Origin of the sequence: Cupriavidus sp. UME77 (assembly GCF_014170355.1) — a bacterium.
Lineage (GTDB): Bacteria > Pseudomonadota > Gammaproteobacteria > Burkholderiales > Burkholderiaceae > Cupriavidus > Cupriavidus basilensis.
The window spans coordinates 11,505-30,743 of sequence record NZ_LZZU01000017.1; the positions used below are offsets into that span (position 1 = coordinate 11,505).

Below are 19,239 nucleotides of genomic sequence, written 5' to 3' on the forward strand. Positions count from 1 at the left end.
TCCCTCCCTCCACATCGTCGCGCCAACTATGCGAGGATGTTCATATGGCTGGCCGCGCCGCGCGGCAATTGGCGCCGCCGTGGATTGATTGCCGTTAACGTAAACGTCATATAATCAAGCCGTTGCGCCGGCGCCAGCCAGACCGCTCGCGTGTCAGATCCGAGCCGCCTCCAGAGCGGCAGCCATGGACGTCATGCGACCAGCCCGAACACCGAACGTGGTGGAGACAATGACCGATCTTTCCGATGTGCAGAAGGGCACTCAACCCGGCGCTCAACCTGGCGCTCCCCATCAGGCGCAGGGACCGAAAGGGCCCGTCAATAAGGTGCGCTTCGTCACCGCGGCCTCGCTGTTCGACGGCCACGACGCTTCCATCAACATCATGCGGCGCATCCTGCAGTCCTCGGGCTGCGAGGTGATCCATCTCGGGCATAACCGCTCAGTGGAAGAGGTGGTCAGCGCGGCCTTGCAGGAAGACGTGCAGGGCATCGCCATCTCCAGTTACCAGGGCGGCCACGTCGAGTATTTCAAGTACATGGTGGACCTGCTGCGCCAGCGCGGCGGCGAGCACATCCAGTTGTTCGGCGGCGGTGGCGGCGTGATCGTGGCGGACGAGATCCGCGAGCTGCAAGCCTACGGCGTGGCGCGGATCTTCAGCCCGGAGGACGGCCAGCGCCTGGGCCTGGCGGGCATGATCGCCGACATGGTGCAGCGCTGCGATATCGACCTGGCGCGCTATGCCCCCACCACGCTCGATGCGATGAGGGGCGGCGACCGCCGCGCGCTCGCGCAGCTGATCACGGCGCTGGAAAACGGCAAGGCGGATCCCGCGCTGGCCGACACCCTGCGCGCCGAGGCGGCCAAGGTGAAGACGCCCGTGCTCGGCATCACCGGCACCGGCGGCGCGGGCAAATCCTCGCTGACCGATGAGCTGATCCGCCGCATCCGGCTTGACCAGCGCGATGCGCTGTCCATTGCGGTGATCTCGATCGACCCGTCGCGCCGCAAGTCCGGCGGCGCGCTGCTGGGCGACCGCATCCGCATGAACGCGATCAACCATCCGCGCATCTTCATGCGCTCGATGGCCACGCGCGAGGCCGGCTCGGAGATCTCGCGGGCGCTGCCCGATGTGCTGGCGGCCTGCAAGGTGGCCGGCTTCGACCTGATCATCGTCGAGACCTCGGGCATCGGGCAGGGTGACGCGGCCATCGTTGCGCACGTGGACCTGTCGCTCTATGTGATGACGCCCGAGTTCGGCGCCGCCAGCCAGCTCGAGAAGATCGACATGCTGGACTTCGCGGATTTTGTCGCCATCAACAAGTTCGACCGCAAGGGCGCGCAGGACGCGTGGCGCGACGTGGCCAAGCAGGTGCAGCGCAACCGCGAGCAGTGGCATGCCAGGCCCGAGGAGATGCCGGTGTACGGCACCCAGGCGTCGCGCTTCAACGACGACGGCGTGACCATGCTCTACCAGGGCCTGCGCGAAGCGCTATGCGCGCGCGGCATGCGTGCGCCGGCCGGCGTGCTGCCGCAGTTGAGCGGACGCGTCTCCACCGGCCAGAACGTGATCGTCCCGCCGGCGCGCAACCGCTATCTGGCCGAGATCGCCGACACGGTGCGCGCCTATCATCGCCGCGTGGACGCGCAGAGCCGGCTGGCGCGCGAGCGCCAGCAACTGCGCGAGGCGCGCCGCATGCTGCTGGCGGCCTCCGGGCAAGAAGACCAGGGCGAAGCGCTGCAGGCTCTCGCCACCGAACGCGACGCCGCGCTCGGCGCGCAGGAGCGCAAGCTGCTGGCGATGTGGCCGGAGATGCGCAAGGCCTACAGCGGCGACGAGTATGTGGTGAAGATCCGCGACAAGGAAATCCGCACCACGCTCACCACCACCACCTTGTCCGGCACCACGGTGCGCAAGGTAGTGTTGCCGCGCTTCGAGGACGATGGCGAAGTGCTCAAGTGGCTGCTGCGCGAGAACGTGCCTGGCAGCTTCCCCTACACCGCCGGCGTGTTCGCCTTCAAGCGCGAGAACGAAGACCCCACCCGCATGTTCGCCGGCGAGGGCGATGCCTTTCGCACCAACCGCCGCTTCAAGCTGGTCTCCGAAGGCTTGGATGCCAAACGCCTGTCCACCGCCTTCGATTCGGTCACGCTGTACGGCGAGGACCCGCACACCCGCCCGGACATCTACGGCAAGGTCGGCAACTCGGGCGTGTCGATCGCCACGCTCGACGACATGAAGGTGCTGTACGACGGCTTCGATCTCACCAGCCCGTCGACCTCGGTGTCGATGACCATCAACGGGCCCGCGCCCACCATCCTGGCGATGTTCATGAACACCGCCATCGACCAGCAGCTCGACAAGTTCCGCGCCGACAACAACCGCGAGCCCACCGCCGGCGAGGAAGCCAAGATCCGCGCGTGGGTGCTGCAGAACGTGCGCGGCACGGTGCAGGCCGACATCCTCAAGGAAGACCAGGGCCAGAACACCTGCATCTTCTCGACCGAGTTTTCACTCAAGGTGATGGGCGATATCCAGGCGTACTTCGTCCATCATCAGGTGCGCAATTTCTACTCGGTGTCGATCTCCGGCTATCACATCGCGGAGGCGGGAGCGAACCCGATCTCGCAACTGGCGTTCACGCTGTCCAATGGCTTCACCTATGTGGAGGCGTACCTGGCGCGCGGCATGCATATCGATGACTTCGCCCCCAACCTGTCGTTCTTCTTTTCCAACGGCATGGACCCGGAATACAGCGTGCTGGGCCGCGTGGCGCGCCGCATCTGGGCGGTGACGCTGCGCGACAAGTACGGCGCCAATGAACGCAGCCAGAAGCTCAAGTACCACATCCAGACTTCCGGGCGCTCGCTGCACGCGCAGGAGATCGACTTCAACGATATCCGTACCACGCTGCAGGCGCTGATCGCCATCTACGACAACTGCAATTCGCTGCACACCAACGCGTACGACGAAGCCATCACCACGCCCACCGGCGAGTCGGTGCGCCGCGCGCTGGCGATCCAGCTCATCATCAACCGCGAGTGGGGCGTGGCCAAATGCGAGAACCCCAACCAAGGCAGCTTCCTGATCGATGAGCTGACCGACCTGGTGGAAGACGCGGTGATGCAGGAGTTCGAGCGCATCGCCGAGCGCGGCGGTGTGCTCGGCGCGATGGAGACGGGCTACCAGCGAGGCAAGATCCAGGACGAGTCGCTGTACTACGAGCAGCGCAAGCACGACGGCACGCTGCCCATCATCGGCGTCAATACGTTCCGCAATCCCAATGGCGACGCTACGCCGCCATCGCTCGAACTGGCGCGTTCCAGCGAAGAGGAGAAGCAGGGGCAACTTGCGCGGCTGGCGGACTTCCACGCCCGTCATGCGGATGCGGCGCCGGTCATGCTGCAGCGGCTGCGCCAGGCTGTGATCGACAACGACAATGTGTTTGCGGTGCTGATGGATGCGGTGCGCGTGTGCTCGCTCGGGCAGGTCACGCATGCATTGTTTGAGGTAGGAGGCCAGTACCGCCGCAATATGTGATCCGTCCGCCAGGGGCTGTCTCGTGCGAGGCCCCTGCGTTAAACTTGACGTTTGCGCCAGCCGCGTCGCCTTGCGGGCAGCAAGCGCCAGCGAAGATCAAGACCAAGACCAATCAGGAGTACCGTGTACGATCCCAACAATATCTTCGCCCGCATCCTGCGTGGCGAATTGCCTTGCAACAAGGTGTATGAAGACGCCGACACCATGGCCTTCATGGACATCATGCCGCAGTCGGATGGCCACGTGCTGGTGGTGACCAAGGAACCCGCTGCCGAGTTGTTCGACCTGTCCGACGCTGGCGCCGAAGCCGCCATCCGCACCACCAAGCGCGTCGCCCGCGCGGTGCGCGCCGCCTTCTCGCCGGACGGCATCTCGATCGGCCAGTTCAACGGCGCCGCCGCGGGCCAGACCGTGCCGCACGTGCATTTCCACATCGTGCCGCGCTACGCCGAGCGCACCCTGCGCGGCCACGGCAGCGACATGCAGGATCCGGAAATCCTCAGCCAGCACGCCGAGCGCATCATCGCCGCGCTGGGCGAAGCCTGACCAATACATCGGTGCGCCGTGAGTGCCGCGCGCCACGCCAGAATCAAGCAACCAGCAACAAGGAAGACAAGATGGGAATCAGGACAGTGGGCATCGTAGGCGCCGGCACCATGGGCAACGGCATCGCGCAAGCGTGCGCCGTGGTGGGCCTGGACGTGGTGATGGTGGACATCAGCGACGCAGCGGTGAACAAGGGCATCGCCACCGTGGGCAGCAGCCTGGATCGCCTGATCAAGAAAGACAAGATCAGCGAAGCCGACAAGGACGTCGCACTCGCGCGCATCACGGGCTCGACGTCCTATGACGCGTTCAAGGCCGCCGACATCGTGATCGAGGCCGCTACCGAGAACTTCGACCTCAAGGTCAAGATCCTCAAGCAGATCGACAGCATCGTCGGCGACAACGTGATCGTCGCGTCCAACACCTCGTCGATCTCGATCACCAAGCTGGCCGCCGTCACCAGCCGGCCGGGCAACTTCATCGGCATGCACTTCTTCAACCCGGTGCCGATGATGGCCCTGGTGGAGTTGATCCGCGGCCTGCAGACCAGCGATGCCACGCACGCGCTGGTGGAAGAACTGTCGAAGAACCTTGGCAAGTACCCGATCACCGTGAAGAACAACCCGGGCTTCGTGGTCAACCGGATTCTCTGCCCGATGATCAACGAGGCGTTCTGCGTACTGGGCGAAGGCCTGGCGTCGCCGGAAGAAATCGACGAAGGCATGAAGCTGGGTTGCAACCACCCGATCGGCCCGCTGGCGCTGGCAGACATGATCGGCCTGGACACGATGCTGGCGGTGATGGAGGTGCTGTACACCGAATTTGCCGACCCGAAATACCGCCCGGCCATGCTGATGCGCGAAATGGTGGCGGCGGGTTATCTCGGCCGCAAGACTGGCCGCGGTGTGTACGTCTACAGCAAGTGACATAGAAGAAAGTCCCCCTTCCTTACAGGCGGAGGGCAAGAAAGCTGGCAACGGAGCAATCCGTCGCCAGCTTTTTTTTCGGCTACGGAACGCCCCGGCCTGCCGGACTCTCCGGCGCTGTCGCGAGCAATGAAATATGCCTCTTTCGGCTCCTGGCTATTTGCTGTCTGCTTGAATTCTTAAATAAGAATCGATCAATTTCTATTTAATAGAACGATCGTATTAAAAAATATTGTCAAGCTTGTACTGGCGAAAAATCCGACAAATGCCAGGTGAAATCAATTTCGATCAAGGTAAAGCCAGATCAATGGCTTATTCACCCCTGATTGCTAAAGCTTTGTATAGACATTCCCGTAAACGCTGATATGCACTACGCGCTGCCGCAGTCGTGGCACTGCCTGTGCGCAGCGCGTGCTTTGGAAAACCGATGGGGAATCTTTATGCGCAACAATCAACCCGTCTCGCAGCGCGAATACGAACTGCCTGAGAATGCGACGCTGATGTCGACCACCGACACCGAAAGCCGCATTGCCTATGCCAACGCGGCCTTCGTCGATGTCAGTGGTTTCACACGCGAGGAAATCCAGGGCCAGCCCCACAATATCGTGCGGCACCCGGATATGCCGGCCGAGGCGTTCGCCGATATGTGGGCCACGCTCAAGAGCGGCGAGCCCTGGACGGCGCTGGTGAAGAACCGGCGCAAGGACGGCGACCATTACTGGGTACGCGCCAACGCCATGCCGCTAGTGCGCAACGGCAAGCCGGTGGGATACATGTCGGTGCGCACCAAGCCCTCGCGCGAGGAAATTGACGCCGCCGGGCGGCTCTACCAGGACTTTCGCGAGGGTAGTGCGGGCCAACGGCGTTTTCACAAGGGCCTGATCATTCAGGGCGGCTGGAAGCGTTGGGCGTCGGCCTTCAAGACCATGCCGGTGCGCTGGCGCATCCGCGGTGCCCTGGCAACCTTGCTGCCGGCCTCGGTCATTGGCGCCGCGGCGCTCGGCATGAGCGGGATGCCGCTGGCCGGCCTGGGTGGCATCGTCGCCGCCATGCTGCTGCTGGTCTCCGGCTGGCTGGAGGCGCAGATCTCGCGGCCGCTGGAGCGGGTCATGGCACAGGCCCTGCGCGTGGCGTCCGGCGAAAGCCAGCAGGTCGAGCATATGGACCGCGTGGACGAGATCGGCATGACGCTGCGCACGATCAGCCAGCTTGGCCTGATGTTTCGCTGGCTGATCGACGACGTGAGCGAGCAGGTGCTGAACGTGCAAGGCGCAAGCAGCGAGATCGCGCAGGGCAACAGCGACCTGAGCGCGCGTACCGAGCAGGCGGCATCCAACGTACAGGATACGGCGTCGTCGATGACGCAGATGACGGCCACGGTCAAGAGCAATGCCGAGACCGCGGCCCAGGCAAACGAGTTGTCCGGCTCCGCCAGTACCGAGGCGGCCAAGGGTGGCAAGGCGATGTCGCAGGTGGTGGCGACCATGGAGGAAATCAGCAGCAGCTCGAAGCGGATCGCCGACATCATCAGCGTGATCGACGGCATCGCCTTCCAGACCAATATCCTTGCGCTGAATGCCGCGGTGGAAGCCGCGCGGGCCGGGGAACAGGGCAGGGGCTTCGCGGTGGTGGCCGGCGAGGTGCGCGGGCTCGCGCAGCGCAGCGCAAGCGCGGCCAAGGAGATCAAGGCGCTGATCGGCGCCAGCGTGGAAAAGGTCGACTCGGGGGCGCAACTGGTCAACGACGCCGGCCAGACCATGGACAACATCGTGGTGCAGGTCAGGCGCGTCTCCGACCTGATCGCCGAGATCAGCCTGGCTACGTCCGAGCAGAGCGCGGGCATCAGCCAGGTTGGCGATGCCATCGGCGATCTCGACCGCATCACCCAGCAAAACGCGGCGCTGGTGGAGCAGAGCGCGGCCGCCGCGCAGAGCCTGAAACAGCAGGCCAACCGGCTGGTGGAAGCGGTCGGCGTATTCCGTTGACCGCGCGCCACGCCGCATCGGGCCATGCCGCAAGGTGGCCACGAGGGGCGTGGCGGCCCTACTCGCCGTACTGCCGCAGCCCTTCCAGGTCCAATACCTCGATCACGCCATAGTCGACCTTCACCAGTCCCTGCTGCTCCAGCACCTTCAGCGCCTGGTTGGCCCGCTGCCGCGATATGCCCGCCAGCAGTCCGATTTCTTCCTGCGAAATCTCCAGCGTGGTTCCCAGGCCAGGGTACAGGTGCTCATTGAACAGCGACGACACCGCGCGCGCCACACGCGAATCGATATCGAGCAGCCGTTCGTATTCCACGGCGGCAATGAACTGTCCCAGCCGCTCATTGAACTGCGTCAGCAGGAACCGCGTGAACGGCAAGCTGGTATCCAGCAACCACTGAAAAGTCTCGCGCGGCAGGAACGCAATGCGCGAGCGCCGCAGCGCCATCACGTCATACTTGCGGATTTCGGCTTTGAGCACGGCACCTTCGCCAAACCAGCCCCCCGTAGGCACACCGGTGAATGTGACCGACTTGCCGGAAGGCGATACGGTAGTGATCTTGACGATCCCTTCCAGCACGCCCAGCCAGTGTTCCGCCATATCGCCCTTATGGCAGACATAGTCGCCCTGGCTATATTCGCGCACGCACATGGCGCGCCGGACGATGTCGCGTTGTTCTTCGCTGAGGTCGGCTGCCCACACGCAGCGGTCGACGAAATCGTTGAGCATGACCTGAAGAACCTCCCCCGTAGGGATTAACCCGGAATTGTCATCGGCGTGACAACCGGGGGAAATGGCATGGGCTATCTTACGATCACCACGAACCGCGAATGCGCGCCAGGACAGGCGCGGCGGGCTTGTTGCGTCGCGGCACAAACACCGCCGGGCAAAACAGGCCAAGTATAACCAGCGGCAGCAGGCTTGGCACCGGTGGCGGACCCCCGCGCCGGAGGGACAGGAGACATCCATGCAGGAACCGTCGGCGACGACCTTCCCGCGCTTGTTGCTTGCGCATGCGCAGCAGCGGCCGGAAAGCCCGGCTTACCGTGAGAAGGATCTCGGGATCTGGCAAACCTATAGCTGGGCGCAGACTGCGCAGGAGGTGCGCGCGCTCGCGTGCGGCCTGGCGGCCCTGGGCTTTGCCCGCGGCATGAACCTGGCGGTGGTCGGCGACAACCGGCCGCGCCTGTACTGGGCCATGAGCGCGGCGCAGGCCATGGGCGGCGTGCCGGTGCCGCTCTACCAGGATGCCATTGCCGGCGAGATGATCTATGTGCTGAACGATGCCGAGATCGGCTTCGCCATCGTGGAGGACCAGGAGCAGGTGGACAAGCTGCTGGAGGTGGAGGAGCAGCTAGCCGCGCAGGGCCGCACGGTGCGCCACATCATTTATGAAGACCCGCGCGGGCTGCGCGACTACGATCATCCGGCGTTGATGTCTTACCAGCGCCTGCAGGAAATCGGCCGCGAGTTCGATCGCGCCAATCCAGGCTACTTCGATGCCGCCGTTGCCGCGGGCGAGCCCGACGATACCGCCATCATCCTCTACACCTCCGGCACCACCGGCAAGCCCAAGGGTGTGTGCCACTCGCATCGCGGCCTGATCGGCGCGGCGCGCAACGGCTGCGCGTTCGATGGCCTGAGCGCAAGGGACGATGTGCTGTCCTACCTGCCGATGGCATGGGTGGGCGACAACCTGTTCTCGTACGCGCAGGCCATGGTGGCGGGCTTCACCGTGAACTGCCCGGAATCGCGCGAGACGGTGATGACCGACCTGCGCGAGATCGGCCCTACCTATTACTTCGCGCCACCGCGCATCTATGAAAACCTGCTGACGCAGGTGATGATCCGCATGGAAGATGCGGGCTGGATCAAGCGCAAGCTCTTTCACTGGGCCATGGGCGTGGCGCGCCGCTGCGGCACCGATATCCTCGACGGCAATCCGGTGCCGCTGGCCGACCGCCTGCGCTACGCGGCCGGCGAGGCGCTGATCTTCGGGCCGCTGCGCAACGTGCTCGGCATGAGCCGCATCCGTGTGGGCTACACGGCGGGCGAGGCGATTGGCCCGGACCTGTTCCGCTTCTATCGCTCCATCGGGGTCAACCTCAAGCAGTTCTACGGCCAGACCGAAACCTGCGCCTATGTCTGCCTGCAGCCGGACGGCAAGGTCAAGTTCGATTCGGTCGGGCCCGCCGCGCCGGGCATGGAGATCCGCATTGCCGAGAACGGCGAAGTGCTGGTGCGCGGCGTGGGCTTGCTGAAGGCCTACTACAAGCGCGACGATGCCACCCGCGAGGCGATCAACGACCAAGGCTATTTCATGACCGGCGACGCCGGCGTGATCGATGCCGATGGCCACCTCAAGATCATCGATCGCGCGAAGGACGTGGGCAAGCTGTCCGACGGCGCCATGTTCGCGCCCAAGTACATCGAGAACAAGCTCAAGTTCTTTCCCTATATCAAGGAAGCGGTGGCGTTCGGCACCGGCCGCGACAGCGTCTGCGCATTCATCAACATCGATTTCGATGCCGTGGGCAACTGGGCCGAGCGGCGCCACCTGGCCTATGCGGGCTACATCGACCTGGCGGCGCAGCCAGAGGTGATCGCCATGATCGGCGAGTGCGTGGAGCAGGTGAATGCCGATCTTGCCGCCGATGCCATGCTGGCCGGCTCGCAGGTTTCGCGCTTCCTGATCCTGCATAAGGAACTCGATCCGGACGACGATGAGCTCACCCGCACGCGCAAGGTGCGCCGTGGCTATATCGCCGAGAAATACGCGTCGCTGATCGAAGCACTGTACGCCGGCAAGGCGGAGCAGTTCATCGAGACGCGCGTGAAGTTCGAGGACGGGCGTGAAGGCAGCGTCTCGGCCACGTTGAAGCTGGTCGATGTGAAGCGCTTCCCCCCGGCCACCGCCGGTGCGAAGCGCGCGGCATGAGCAGGGGCAGGAGGATGACGCAAATGGCATGGCAAGGCGTGGAGCGCGGCGGCGACGGCCAGCCGGTGTGGAGCGGCGCGTCCGCGGGGGCAGGGGCAACAGCGCAAGCGCTCGGCGGGGTTCAGATGGAACACGCGCAGGTGCGCAAGGCCGGCGACGTGATACTCGACCTGCAGAATATCTCGTTGGCCTTTGGCGGCGTGAAGGCGCTGACCGATATCTCGTTTGACGTGCGCGAGCATGAGATCCGCGCCATCATCGGGCCCAACGGCGCGGGCAAGAGCTCGATGCTTAATGTGATCAACGGGGTCTACCACCCGCAGCAAGGGCGCATCGTGTTTCGCGGCGAGGAGCGGCGCAAGATGCATCCCACCGCCGCGGCGCGCCAGGGCATCGCGCGCACCTTCCAGAATATCGCGCTGTTCAAGGGCATGACCGTGCTCGACAACATCATGACCGGGCGCAACACCAGGTTCCGCAGTGGCCTGCTGGCCAATGCGCTGTGGTGGGGCCCGGCGCGCAACGAGGAAATGCAGCACCGGCGCAAGGTCGAGGAGGTGATCGATTTCCTCGAGATCCAGGCGATCCGCAAGACACCGGTGGGACGCCTGCCCTACGGCCTGCAAAAGCGCGTGGAGCTGGCGCGCGCGCTGGCGGCCGAGCCTTCGATGCTGCTGCTCGACGAGCCGATGGCCGGCATGAACGTGGAAGAGAAGCAGGACATGTGCCGCTTCATCCTGGACGTGAACCATCAGTTCGGCACCACCATCGTGCTGATCGAGCACGACATGGGCGTGGTGATGGACATCTCCGACCGCGTGGTGGTGCTGGACTACGGCAAGAAGATCGGCGATGGCACGCCGGAAGCGGTGAAGGCCAACCCGGATGTGATTCGCGCCTATCTGGGCGCGGGCCACTGATGCAGCTGCAAGACAAGGACAATCATGACGTTCTTCTTTGAAATCCTGATCGGCGGCTTATTGTCGGGGTTGATGTACTCGCTGGTGGCACTCGGGTTCGTGCTGATCTACAAGGCATCGGGCGTGTTCAACTTCGCGCAGGGCGCGATGGTGTACTTTGCCGCGCTGGCGGTGGTGGGGCTGATGGACAAGGGCCTGCCAATGTGGGCGGCCGTGATCGGCGCGTTTGGCGTGATGGTGGTGGTCGGCATCAGCACCGAACGGCTGGTGCTGCGCAAGCTGGTGAACCAGCCACCCATCACGCTGTTCATGGCCACCATCGGGCTGTCCTTCTTCCTCGAAGGGCTGGGGCCGCTGTTGTTCGGCAATGAAGTGCGCCCGATCAACCTCGGCATCGTCGACGAGCCCATCGAAGCCATCCTGACGCGCTTCAATATCGTGGTGTCCAAATTCGACCTGGCGGCGGCGGGTATCGCCGCCGTCCTGGTGGGCACGCTGGCGCTGTTCTTCCAGTACACCAAGGTGGGCCGCGCATTGCGCGCGGTGGCGGACGATCACCAGGCCGCGCTGTCGCTGGGGATTCCGCTGCAGCATATCTGGGCCATTGTCTGGGGCGTGGCGGGCTTCGTGGCGCTGGTGGCGGGCATGCTGTGGGGCTCGCGCAATGGCGTGCAGTTCGCGCTGACACTGACTGCGTTGAAGGCGCTGCCGGTGCTGATCCTGGGCGGCTTTACCTCGGTGCCCGGCGCCATCGTCGGCGGCCTGATCATCGGGGCATCGGAGAAGCTGGCCGAGATCTATATCCCGCCCGTGTTCCAGTCCGCGTTTGGCGGCAACTTCGGTGGCATCGAAGGCTGGTTCCCCTATGTGTTTGCGCTGTTGTTCCTGCTGGTGCGGCCCGAGGGGCTGTTCGGTGAGAAACACATCGATCGTGTCTGACCGGCCCGCGCCTCAGGAGAGAAAACATGTTCTACCGTGAATCCGGCCAGTTCAAGACCACCTACGTTGCCGACAGCCAGATCTTCCCCATCCGCCAGGATCGCATCGGCTTTGCGGTGCTGATGGCGGTGGCCTTCGTGGCGATCCCGCTGCTGGGTTCGGAGTACTGGTTCTCGGCCATCCTGATCCCGTTCCTGATCTTCGCGCTGGCCGCGCTCGGGCTCAATATCCTCACGGGCTACGCGGGGCAGCTCTCGCTTGGCACCGCAGCCTTCATGGCGGTGGGCGCTTACGCGGCCTACAACTTCCAGTTGCGCATCGAGGGCCTGCCGGTGCTGCTGACCTTTATCCTCGCCGGACTGTCGGCGGCGATGGTAGGCGTGGCGTTTGGCTTGCCGTCGCTGCGCATCAAGGGCTTCTACCTTGCGGTGGCGACGCTGGCAGCGCAGTTCTTCGTGGTGTGGGCGCTGACCAAGTTTCCCTGGTTCTCCAACAACAGCTCATCGGGCGTGATCACCGCGCAGCAGTTGAACCTGTTTGGCATCGCCATCGACACGCCGGTGAAGAAGTACCTCTTCGTGCTGATGCTGGTGACGGTGCTGGCCATCGTGGCCAAGAACCTGGTGCGCTCCTCCACCGGGCGCGCCTGGATGTCGGTGCGCGACATGGACGTGGCGGCGGAAGTGATCGGCATTCCGCTGATGCGCACCAAGCTGCTGGCCTTTGCCGTCAGCTCGTTTTACTGCGGCGTGGCGGGCGCGCTCTATGCGTTCTGCTACCTGGGCTCGGTCGAGCCGGACGGCTTCTCGCTCGACCTTTCCTTCCGCGTGCTGTTCATGATCATCATCGGCGGCGTGGGCAGCATCCTCGGCTCGTTCCTGGGCGCGGCCTTCATCCTGCTGCTGCCGATCTTCCTGGACATCGCGCTGCCGCCGCTGGCCGCGCTGCTGCACTTGCCTTTTACCAACGCCGCCGTGTCGCATATCCAGTTGATGGTGTTCGGCGGGCTGATCATCTTCTTCCTGGTGGTGGAGCCGCATGGCCTGGCACGGCTGTGGCAGATCGCGAAGGAGAAGCTGCGGCTCTGGCCATTCCCCCATTGAGTCTCATCGCATCGACGTTTTTTGGCTCGGAACAAGACAAACGGGTATTCCATAACAAACACACCTGCCAAGGTGAAGGAGACTGTCATGACCATCCTGATTCGCAATCTGCAGCGCATAGCCCTGGCGATGGGTGCGTCGGCCGCGCTGCTGGCGCCGCTGGCGGTGCAGGCGCAAAGCGGCGAGCAGTTCGTCGCGCTGCCCAGCTATCGCGTCGGCCCTTATGGCGCCAACGGACAGTCCTTTTATGGCGGCTTCGTCGACTACCTGAACTACGTCAACCTCAAGGAAGGGGGCGTGAACGGCGTCAAGCTGTCGTGGGAAGAATGTGAGACGGAGTACAACAACGCCAAGGGCGTGGAGTGCTATGAGCGGCTCAAGGGCAAGAGCCCCGTCAGCAAGGGCACCGCGTACCACACCATGTCGACCGGCATCTCCTACGCGCTGGTGGACAAGACCGCGGCCGACAAGGTGCCGCTGGTGATGATGGGCTATGGCCGCACCGATGCGGTCGACGGTTCGGTCTTCCCCTATGCCTTCCCGCTGGTCACCACCTACCAGATGCAGGTCTCGGCCATCGTCAAGTTCCTGGCGGGCAAGAACGGCGGCTCGCTGGCCGGCAAGAAGATCGTCTACCTGTATCACGACTCCGCCTATGGCAAGGAGCCGATCGTGGCGCTGGAAGCGGAAGCCAAGCTCGGCAAGTTCAACCTGGTCGAGATCCCGGTGGCGCACCCCGGCAACGAGCAGGGCGCGCAGTGGCTGAAGATCCGCCAGGAGAATCCTGACTACGTGATCTTCTGGGGCTGGGGCGTGATGAACCAGACCGCGCTCAAGGCGGCGCAAAAGGTGGGCTTCGCGCGCGACAAGATGATTGGCTCGTGGTGGGCAGGTTCGGAAGAAGACACCGTGCCCGCCGGCGATGCCGCCAAGGGCTATATGAGCGCAACCTGGAACGTGGCGGGCAAGGGCGTGCCGCTGATCGCCGATATCGACAAGGCGGTCTACGGCGCCGGCAAGGGCAATATGCAGGACCGCAACAAGGTTGGCTCGGTGCTCTACAACCGTGGCGTGTCCGCGGCCGTGGTGACGGTGGAAGCGATCCGCGTGGCGCAGGCCAAGTATGGCAAGGGCAAGGTCATGAGCGGCGAAGACATGCGCTGGGCATTCGAGAACCTGAACGTGAACAATGCGCGCCTGCAGCAACTGGGCGCCACGGGCTTGCTGCCCGAGATCAAGACCAGCTGCGACAACCACGAAGGCTCGGGCAAGGTGAAGATCCAGCAGTGGGACGGCACCAAGTGGGTCGTGGTGTCGGACTGGATCGAAGGCAACAAGAACCTGATCCATCCGCTGTTCAAGGCGAGTGCCGCGCAGTTCGCGAAAGAGAAGGGCATCTCGCCTGCCTGCATGAAGTCTTGATCCGGGCGCTGCAAGGCGTTTGTTGATTGTTGTCGACTCCGCTCGCCCGCATGCGGGCGAGCGCAGATGAAGCCAGCCAGGAACCACCAACCGAGCCGCACCATGAGCCTGTTGTCCGTCAACAATATCGAAGTCATCTACGACCACGTCATCCTGGTGCTCAAGGGCGTTTCCCTCGACGTGCCCGAGGGGCGGATCGTGGCGCTGCTGGGCGCCAACGGCGCGGGCAAGACCACCACGCTCAAGGCTATCTCCAACCTGCTGCATGCCGAGCGCGGCGATGTCACCAAGGGCTCGATCGAATACCGCGGCAACCGGGTCGACCGGCTCACGCCCAACGAGCTGGTAAAGCGCGGGGTGATCCAGGTGATGGAGGGGCGGCATTGCTTCGCGCACCTGACGCTGGAGGAAAACCTGCTGACCGGTGCCTATACGCGCGGCTTGTCGCGCAGCGAAACACGCGATGCGCTGGAGCGCATCTACGACTACTTCCCGCGCCTGAAGACGCGCCGCAAATCGCAGGCGGGCTACACCTCGGGCGGCGAGCAGCAGATGTGCGCGATCGGCCGGGCCATGATGGCCAAGCCCAGCATGATCCTGCTCGATGAGCCATCGATGGGGCTGGCGCCGCAGATCGTCGAGGAGATCTTCGAGATCGTGCGCGACCTGAACCAGCGCGAGAAGGTCAGCTTCCTGCTGGCCGAGCAGAACACCATGGTGGCGCTGCGCTATGCGGACTACGGCTACATCCTGGAGAACGGCCGCGTGGTGATGGATGGCGCGGCCGAGGCGCTGCGCACGAATGAGGATGTGAAGGAGTTCTACCTGGGCGTCGCCGCGAACGATGGCGAGGGCGGCGGGAGAAGCTCCTTTCGCGACGTAAAGAGCTATCGCCGGCGCAAGCGCTGGCTCGCCTGAGAAGCGCATCCGGCTTTAAACAGTACGGTTCATCACGCGACTACCTACGCGAACTACGCACCATGCCTGAATACTTCGATTCGCTTGAAACGCGCGCCCCGGCCGTCCGCTCGCTGGCCTTGCTGGACGCATTGTCGCGCCAGGTTGCGCATGCCAAGGCGCATGCGCCTTATTTTGCGGAGGTGCTGCGCGACGTGGACCCGCGCGCGCTGGACTCGCGCGCCGCGCTGGCGGCGCTGCCGGTGACGCGCAAGTCCGAGCTGACGGCGCGGCAGAAGACCATGCCGCCGCTGGGCGGGCTGAATGCGACGCCGCTTGGCGGCCTGCGTCACATCTTCCAGTCGCCCGGCCCGATCCACGAGCCCGACGGGCATGGCGCCGACTGGTGGCGGATCGCGCGCGCGATGTTCGCGGCGGGCTTCCGTTCGGGCGATCTCGTCTACAACACCTTTTCCTACCACTTCACGCCGGCCGGCATGATGATGGAAACCGGCGCCCATCGGCTGGGTTGCTGTGTGTTCCCGGCGGGCGTGGGACAGACCGAATCGCAGGTGCAGGCGATGGCGAGCCTGCAGCCGGCGGCCTACGCGGGCACGCCATCCTTTCTCAAGCTGCTGCTGGAGAAGGGCGACGAGCTCGGCTTGCCCTGCCAGGGCCTGACGAAGGCGCTGGTGTCTGGCGAGGCATTGCCGCCATCACTGCGCGCCTGGTTCACCGAGCGCGGCATCCGCGTGCAGCAGATGTACGGCAGCGCCGACGTGGGTCTGATCGCCTACGAGACGCAGGGCGGCGATGGCTGGGTGGTGGACGAGAACGTGCTGGTGGAGATCGTCGAGCCGGGCGGCACGCAACCCATGCCTGACGGCGAGACCGGCGAGGTGGTGGTCACGGTGCTGGGCAATGGCGACTATCCGCTGATCCGCTTCGGCACGGGGGACCTGTCGGCGTTCGTGGCCGGCTCGGACGAGCGCGCCAGCCCGTGCGGGCGCACCAACCAGCGGCTCAAGGGCTGGCTGGGACGCGCCGACCAGACCACCAAGGTCAAGGGCATGTTCGTGCATCCCGGGCAGGTGGGCGAGGTGGTGCGGCGCCATCCCGAGGTGCGCGCCGCGCGCCTGGTGGTGACGGGCAGCGTGGGTGCCGACGTGATGACACTGCATTGCGATGCCGCGCGCGACGATGCGGCACTGGCGCAGGCCATCGGCGAATCGCTGCGCGAGGTGATGCGCCTGCGCGGCGAGGTGCGCTTCGTGGCCGCAGGCTCGCTGCCGCAGGATGGCAAGGTGATCGAGGACGCGCGGCGTTACGACTAAGCGCGCTCGCCCCCGGGGGGCGCAGCCGCATGGCCGCCGGCGGGCCGCGTCGGCAGCCACAGCAGCCACGCGCTGACGGCCGCGGCGATGGCGACCAGCGTCAGCGAAGCCAGCGCTCGCTCGCGCATCAGCCATGCGGTGGTGCCCATCGACAGCCACATCATGCCAATGGCCAACTGCTTGGCGCGCAGGGGAATGCTGCGGTGGGCCTGCCAGTCACGCACCAGCGGGCCGAAGCGCGGATGCGCAATCAGCCGCGCATGGAAGCGCTCCGAGCCGCGCGCGAAACACGCGGCGGCCAGCAAGACGAAGGGCGTGGTTGGCAGCACCGGCAGGAAGATGCCGATGATGCCCAGCAGCAGGCTGAGCACGCCAAGCGCCACCCACAGCCCGCGCAGCGCGCGTTGCCTGCGGCTGCGCGCGGCGGGTGGGGCGGGACGGATGGGCGCAGCGGATGGCAAAGCGCTCAGACCGCGAGCCCCAGGCGGGCGCGCGCGTCGTTGTACTCGGCCTTCATGCGCGCCACGATTTCGCCGGCGGTAGGGATGTCGTGGATCTGGCCCACGCCCTGGCCGGCGCCCCAGACGTCCTTCCATGCCTTGGCCTTGGAGGCGCCGCTGGAAAAGTCCATCTTGGTCTTGTCCGCCTGCGGCAGGTTGGCGGGATCCAGCCCCGAGGCCTCGATGCTCTCGCGGATGTAGTTGCCGTGCACGCCGGTAAACAGGTTGGTGTAGATGATGTCGGCCGCGGCGGAGGTGGTGATCGACTGCTTGTAGGACTCGCTGGCATGGGCTTCCTGCGAGGCAATGAAGCGGGTCCCTACATAAGCGAAGTCCGCGCCCATGGCCTGCGCGGCCAGCACGGATTCGCCGGTGGCAATCGAGCCCGACAGCGCGATCACGCCGTCGAAGATCTTGCGCACTTCGCCCACCAGCGCGAACGGCGACAGCGTGCCGGCATGGCCGCCGGCGCCGGCGGCCACCAGGATCAGCCCGTCCACGCCGGCCTCGATCGCCTTCTCGGCGTGGCGGATGCTGATCACATCGTGCAGCACGATGCCGCCATAGCTGTGCACGGCGTCGATCATCTCCTTGGGCGGCGCGCGCAGCGAGGTGATGAAGATGGGCACCTTGTGGTCCACGCACACCTTGATGTCGTGCTCCAGGCGCACATTGGAGGTGTGCACGATCTGGTTGACGGCGATCGGCCCGACCGGCTTGCCCGGGTTGGCGGCGCGGAAGGCGGCGAGATCGTCTTCCATCTGCGTGAGCCAGTCGCCCAGCATCTCGGCGGGGCGCGCGTTCAGCGCGGGGAAGGAGCCGACGATGCCGGCCTTGCACTGCGCCAGCACCAGCTCGGGGTAGCTGACGATGAACATCGGCGAGGAAATCACGGGCAGCGCCAGGTTTTGCAGGACCTGGGGCAATTGTTTGGCGGCGGGCATGGCGTCTCCTGGACCACGAGCGGGCGCCGGTGGCGCCCTGGATATGAACGATCGTTCGATTATAGGGAGTTTCGGCTGGCGGGCGTTAGACGGGCGTTAGACGTGCGTTACACGGGCGTTAGAAGGGGCTGTCTACCGGGGCCATCCACCGAGGCAAGCCGAGGGGACAGTCTTTGAGCCGAGTCTGCGCCGGACCCGCGCCTGCAGCAAGTAACATGGCGGCATGCATGTCGTGGCCGGCGCTGTCACAAAACGGCCGGTTGCCGCGTCTTGTATCCACCACCGGCCTTTATTGTCCCGATCATGCGTTCCAGCGCCTTGCCCGCCGACCCCGAGATTTTCGCCACATTGCGTCCGCGCCTGTTTTCCATCGCTTACCGCATGCTCGGCACCCGGGCGGACGCCGAGGACGTGCTCCAGGATGCCTGGCTGCGCTGGGACCGCGCGGACCACGCCGCGCTGGCGTCGGCCGAGGCCTGGCTGGTCACGGTGGTCACGCGGCTGGCCATCGACCGCCTGCGCGCGGCCAAGGCCGAGCGCGAAGCCTATGTGGGGTGGTGGCTGCCCGAGCCGCTCGTGGAACTGGACGAGCGCACACCGGAGGCCGCGGCCGAGATGGCGAGCGAGCTGTCGGTGGCCTTCCTGTGGGTGCTGGAGCGCTTGTCCGCCGACGAACGCGCGGCCTTCCTGCTGCGGCAGGTGTTCGATCACGACTATGCCGAGATCGCGGCGCTGCTCGGCAAGAGCGAGGCTGCCTGCCGCCAGATGGTGCACCGGGCCTCGGAGCGCGTGCAGCAACAGCGCCCGCGCTTTGACGTGCCCAAAGACACGCATCGGCGCTTGCTGGAAACCTTCATGCAGGCCGCGCGCAGCGGCGAGATGGACGCCATCAAGGCGGTGCTGGCCGATGACGTGCAGATCATCGGCGATGGCGGCGGCAAGGTGACTTCGTTCGTCAAGGTGGTGCATGGCGCGGACAACATTGCCCGGCTGTACCGGCATATGGCCCAGCGTCATGGCGACGCGCAGGTCTACCGCTTCGCCTGGATCAACGGTGAGCCGGGATTGCTGCGCTACGTGGACGGGCAGCTCGAGTCCGCGCAGGCTTTCCTGATCGACGGCGAGCGCATTGCCGCCATCTACTCGGTGCGCAATCCGGACAAGCTGGCGGGCGTTCCTCCACTTTCTTGAGGTGCGCTGTCACAAACGCCTGGGCCCCCGCGTCTTGACTGCATGGGGGCCGCAAGGG

Annotated in this window: 15 protein-coding genes; 12 read left to right on the forward strand and 3 right to left on the reverse strand. The window is 65.0% G+C overall.

Annotated features, from left to right (window positions below):
- Nucleotides 1-229 precede the first annotated feature (229 nt).
- The 4 genes from icmF (at nucleotide 230) to A9975_RS07060 (ending at nucleotide 6,995) form a co-directional block, all read left to right on the forward strand.
- Nucleotides 230-3,538, forward strand: coding sequence for a fused isobutyryl-CoA mutase/GTPase IcmF (gene icmF, locus A9975_RS07045; RefSeq protein WP_183032010.1), 3,309 nt, complete (start codon nucleotides 230-232; stop codon nucleotides 3,536-3,538).
- A gap of 123 nt (nucleotides 3,539-3,661) precedes the next feature.
- Nucleotides 3,662-4,084, forward strand: a complete 423-nt coding sequence (locus tag A9975_RS07050; protein WP_150989580.1) for an HIT family protein — start codon at nucleotides 3,662-3,664, stop codon at nucleotides 4,082-4,084.
- A gap of 71 nt (nucleotides 4,085-4,155) precedes the next feature.
- On the forward strand, nucleotides 4,156-5,010 hold the full coding sequence (locus tag A9975_RS07055; RefSeq protein WP_183032011.1) for a 3-hydroxybutyryl-CoA dehydrogenase: 855 nt from the start codon (nucleotides 4,156-4,158) through the stop codon (nucleotides 5,008-5,010).
- A 440-nt stretch (nucleotides 5,011-5,450) separates the two neighbouring features.
- On the forward strand, nucleotides 5,451-6,995 hold the full coding sequence (locus A9975_RS07060) for a PAS domain-containing methyl-accepting chemotaxis protein (RefSeq protein WP_183032012.1): 1,545 nt from the start codon (nucleotides 5,451-5,453) through the stop codon (nucleotides 6,993-6,995).
- Nucleotides 6,996-7,053: 58 nt separating this feature from the next.
- On the opposite strand, the gene A9975_RS07065 is transcribed toward A9975_RS07060, so the two are convergent.
- Nucleotides 7,054-7,722: a Crp/Fnr family transcriptional regulator gene (locus A9975_RS07065; RefSeq protein WP_183032013.1), complete on the reverse strand. Its 669-nt coding sequence runs from the start codon at nucleotides 7,720-7,722 to the stop codon at nucleotides 7,054-7,056.
- Between the two features lie 238 nt (nucleotides 7,723-7,960).
- On the opposite strand from A9975_RS07065, the gene A9975_RS07070 reads away from it, so the two are divergent.
- The 7 genes from A9975_RS07070 (at nucleotide 7,961) to A9975_RS07100 (ending at nucleotide 16,546) form a co-directional block, all read left to right on the forward strand.
- The gene (locus tag A9975_RS07070) at nucleotides 7,961-9,931 is read left to right on the forward strand and encodes a long-chain fatty acid--CoA ligase (RefSeq protein WP_183032014.1); all 1,971 of its coding nucleotides are present in this window, start codon (nucleotides 7,961-7,963) and stop codon (nucleotides 9,929-9,931) included.
- Between the two features lie 14 nt (nucleotides 9,932-9,945).
- Nucleotides 9,946-10,851 (forward strand): ABC transporter ATP-binding protein, encoded by a 906-nt coding sequence (locus tag A9975_RS07075; RefSeq protein WP_370564066.1) that lies wholly within the window; start codon nucleotides 9,946-9,948, stop codon nucleotides 10,849-10,851.
- A gap of 24 nt (nucleotides 10,852-10,875) precedes the next feature.
- Nucleotides 10,876-11,790: a branched-chain amino acid ABC transporter permease gene (locus tag A9975_RS07080; protein WP_150989598.1), complete on the forward strand. Its 915-nt coding sequence runs from the start codon at nucleotides 10,876-10,878 to the stop codon at nucleotides 11,788-11,790.
- A gap of 26 nt (nucleotides 11,791-11,816) precedes the next feature.
- The gene (locus tag A9975_RS07085) at nucleotides 11,817-12,893 is read left to right on the forward strand and encodes a branched-chain amino acid ABC transporter permease (protein ID WP_174426560.1); all 1,077 of its coding nucleotides are present in this window, start codon (nucleotides 11,817-11,819) and stop codon (nucleotides 12,891-12,893) included.
- A gap of 87 nt (nucleotides 12,894-12,980) precedes the next feature.
- On the forward strand, nucleotides 12,981-14,315 hold the full coding sequence (locus tag A9975_RS07090; protein ID WP_183032016.1) for an ABC transporter substrate-binding protein: 1,335 nt from the start codon (nucleotides 12,981-12,983) through the stop codon (nucleotides 14,313-14,315).
- 102 nt (nucleotides 14,316-14,417) lie between these two features.
- Nucleotides 14,418-15,233: an ABC transporter ATP-binding protein gene (locus A9975_RS07095; RefSeq protein ID WP_035875783.1), complete on the forward strand. Its 816-nt coding sequence runs from the start codon at nucleotides 14,418-14,420 to the stop codon at nucleotides 15,231-15,233.
- A gap of 62 nt (nucleotides 15,234-15,295) precedes the next feature.
- A complete protein-coding gene (locus A9975_RS07100) occupies nucleotides 15,296-16,546 on the forward strand; it encodes a phenylacetate--CoA ligase family protein (RefSeq protein ID WP_183032017.1) in 1,251 nt (416 codons plus the stop codon).
- Here the strand turns inward: A9975_RS07100 and A9975_RS07105 are convergent.
- The gene (locus A9975_RS07105) at nucleotides 16,543-17,007 is read right to left on the reverse strand and encodes a YbaN family protein (RefSeq protein ID WP_220810652.1); all 465 of its coding nucleotides are present in this window, start codon (nucleotides 17,005-17,007) and stop codon (nucleotides 16,543-16,545) included. The genes A9975_RS07100 and A9975_RS07105 overlap by 4 nt on opposite strands.
- 5 nt (nucleotides 17,008-17,012) lie before the next feature.
- Nucleotides 17,013-17,990, reverse strand: a complete 978-nt coding sequence (locus A9975_RS07110; protein ID WP_183032018.1) for a nitronate monooxygenase family protein — start codon at nucleotides 17,988-17,990, stop codon at nucleotides 17,013-17,015.
- A gap of 303 nt (nucleotides 17,991-18,293) precedes the next feature.
- Here A9975_RS07110 and sigJ point away from each other — a divergent pair, with 303 nt between their 5' ends.
- Nucleotides 18,294-19,181, forward strand: a complete 888-nt coding sequence (sigJ, locus tag A9975_RS07115; protein WP_183032019.1) for an RNA polymerase sigma factor SigJ — start codon at nucleotides 18,294-18,296, stop codon at nucleotides 19,179-19,181.
- Nucleotides 19,182-19,239: the final 58 nt, after the last annotated feature.

What these genes read in the sequence shown, in the direction of transcription:
- icmF (WP_183032010.1), top strand. Translation starts at nt 230, where the DNA reads ATGACCGATCTTTCCGATGTGCAGAAGGGCACTCAACCCGGCGCTCAA.
- A9975_RS07055 (WP_183032011.1), top strand. Translation starts at nt 4,156, where the DNA reads ATGGGAATCAGGACAGTGGGCATCGTAGGCGCCGGCACCATGGGCAAC.
- A9975_RS07060 (WP_183032012.1), top strand. Translation starts at nt 5,451, where the DNA reads ATGCGCAACAATCAACCCGTCTCGCAGCGCGAATACGAACTGCCTGAG.
- A9975_RS07065 (WP_183032013.1), bottom strand. Translation starts at nt 7,722, where the DNA reads ATGCTCAACGATTTCGTCGACCGCTGCGTGTGGGCAGCCGACCTCAGC.
- A9975_RS07070 (WP_183032014.1), top strand. Translation starts at nt 7,961, where the DNA reads ATGCAGGAACCGTCGGCGACGACCTTCCCGCGCTTGTTGCTTGCGCAT.
- A9975_RS07075 (WP_370564066.1), top strand. Translation starts at nt 9,946, where the DNA reads ATGACGCAAATGGCATGGCAAGGCGTGGAGCGCGGCGGCGACGGCCAG.
- A9975_RS07080 (WP_150989598.1), top strand. Translation starts at nt 10,876, where the DNA reads ATGACGTTCTTCTTTGAAATCCTGATCGGCGGCTTATTGTCGGGGTTG.
- A9975_RS07085 (WP_174426560.1), top strand. Translation starts at nt 11,817, where the DNA reads ATGTTCTACCGTGAATCCGGCCAGTTCAAGACCACCTACGTTGCCGAC.
- A9975_RS07090 (WP_183032016.1), top strand. Translation starts at nt 12,981, where the DNA reads ATGACCATCCTGATTCGCAATCTGCAGCGCATAGCCCTGGCGATGGGT.
- A9975_RS07095 (WP_035875783.1), top strand. Translation starts at nt 14,418, where the DNA reads ATGAGCCTGTTGTCCGTCAACAATATCGAAGTCATCTACGACCACGTC.
- A9975_RS07100 (WP_183032017.1), top strand. Translation starts at nt 15,296, where the DNA reads ATGCCTGAATACTTCGATTCGCTTGAAACGCGCGCCCCGGCCGTCCGC.
- A9975_RS07110 (WP_183032018.1), bottom strand. Translation starts at nt 17,990, where the DNA reads ATGCCCGCCGCCAAACAATTGCCCCAGGTCCTGCAAAACCTGGCGCTG.
- sigJ (WP_183032019.1), top strand. Translation starts at nt 18,294, where the DNA reads ATGCGTTCCAGCGCCTTGCCCGCCGACCCCGAGATTTTCGCCACATTG.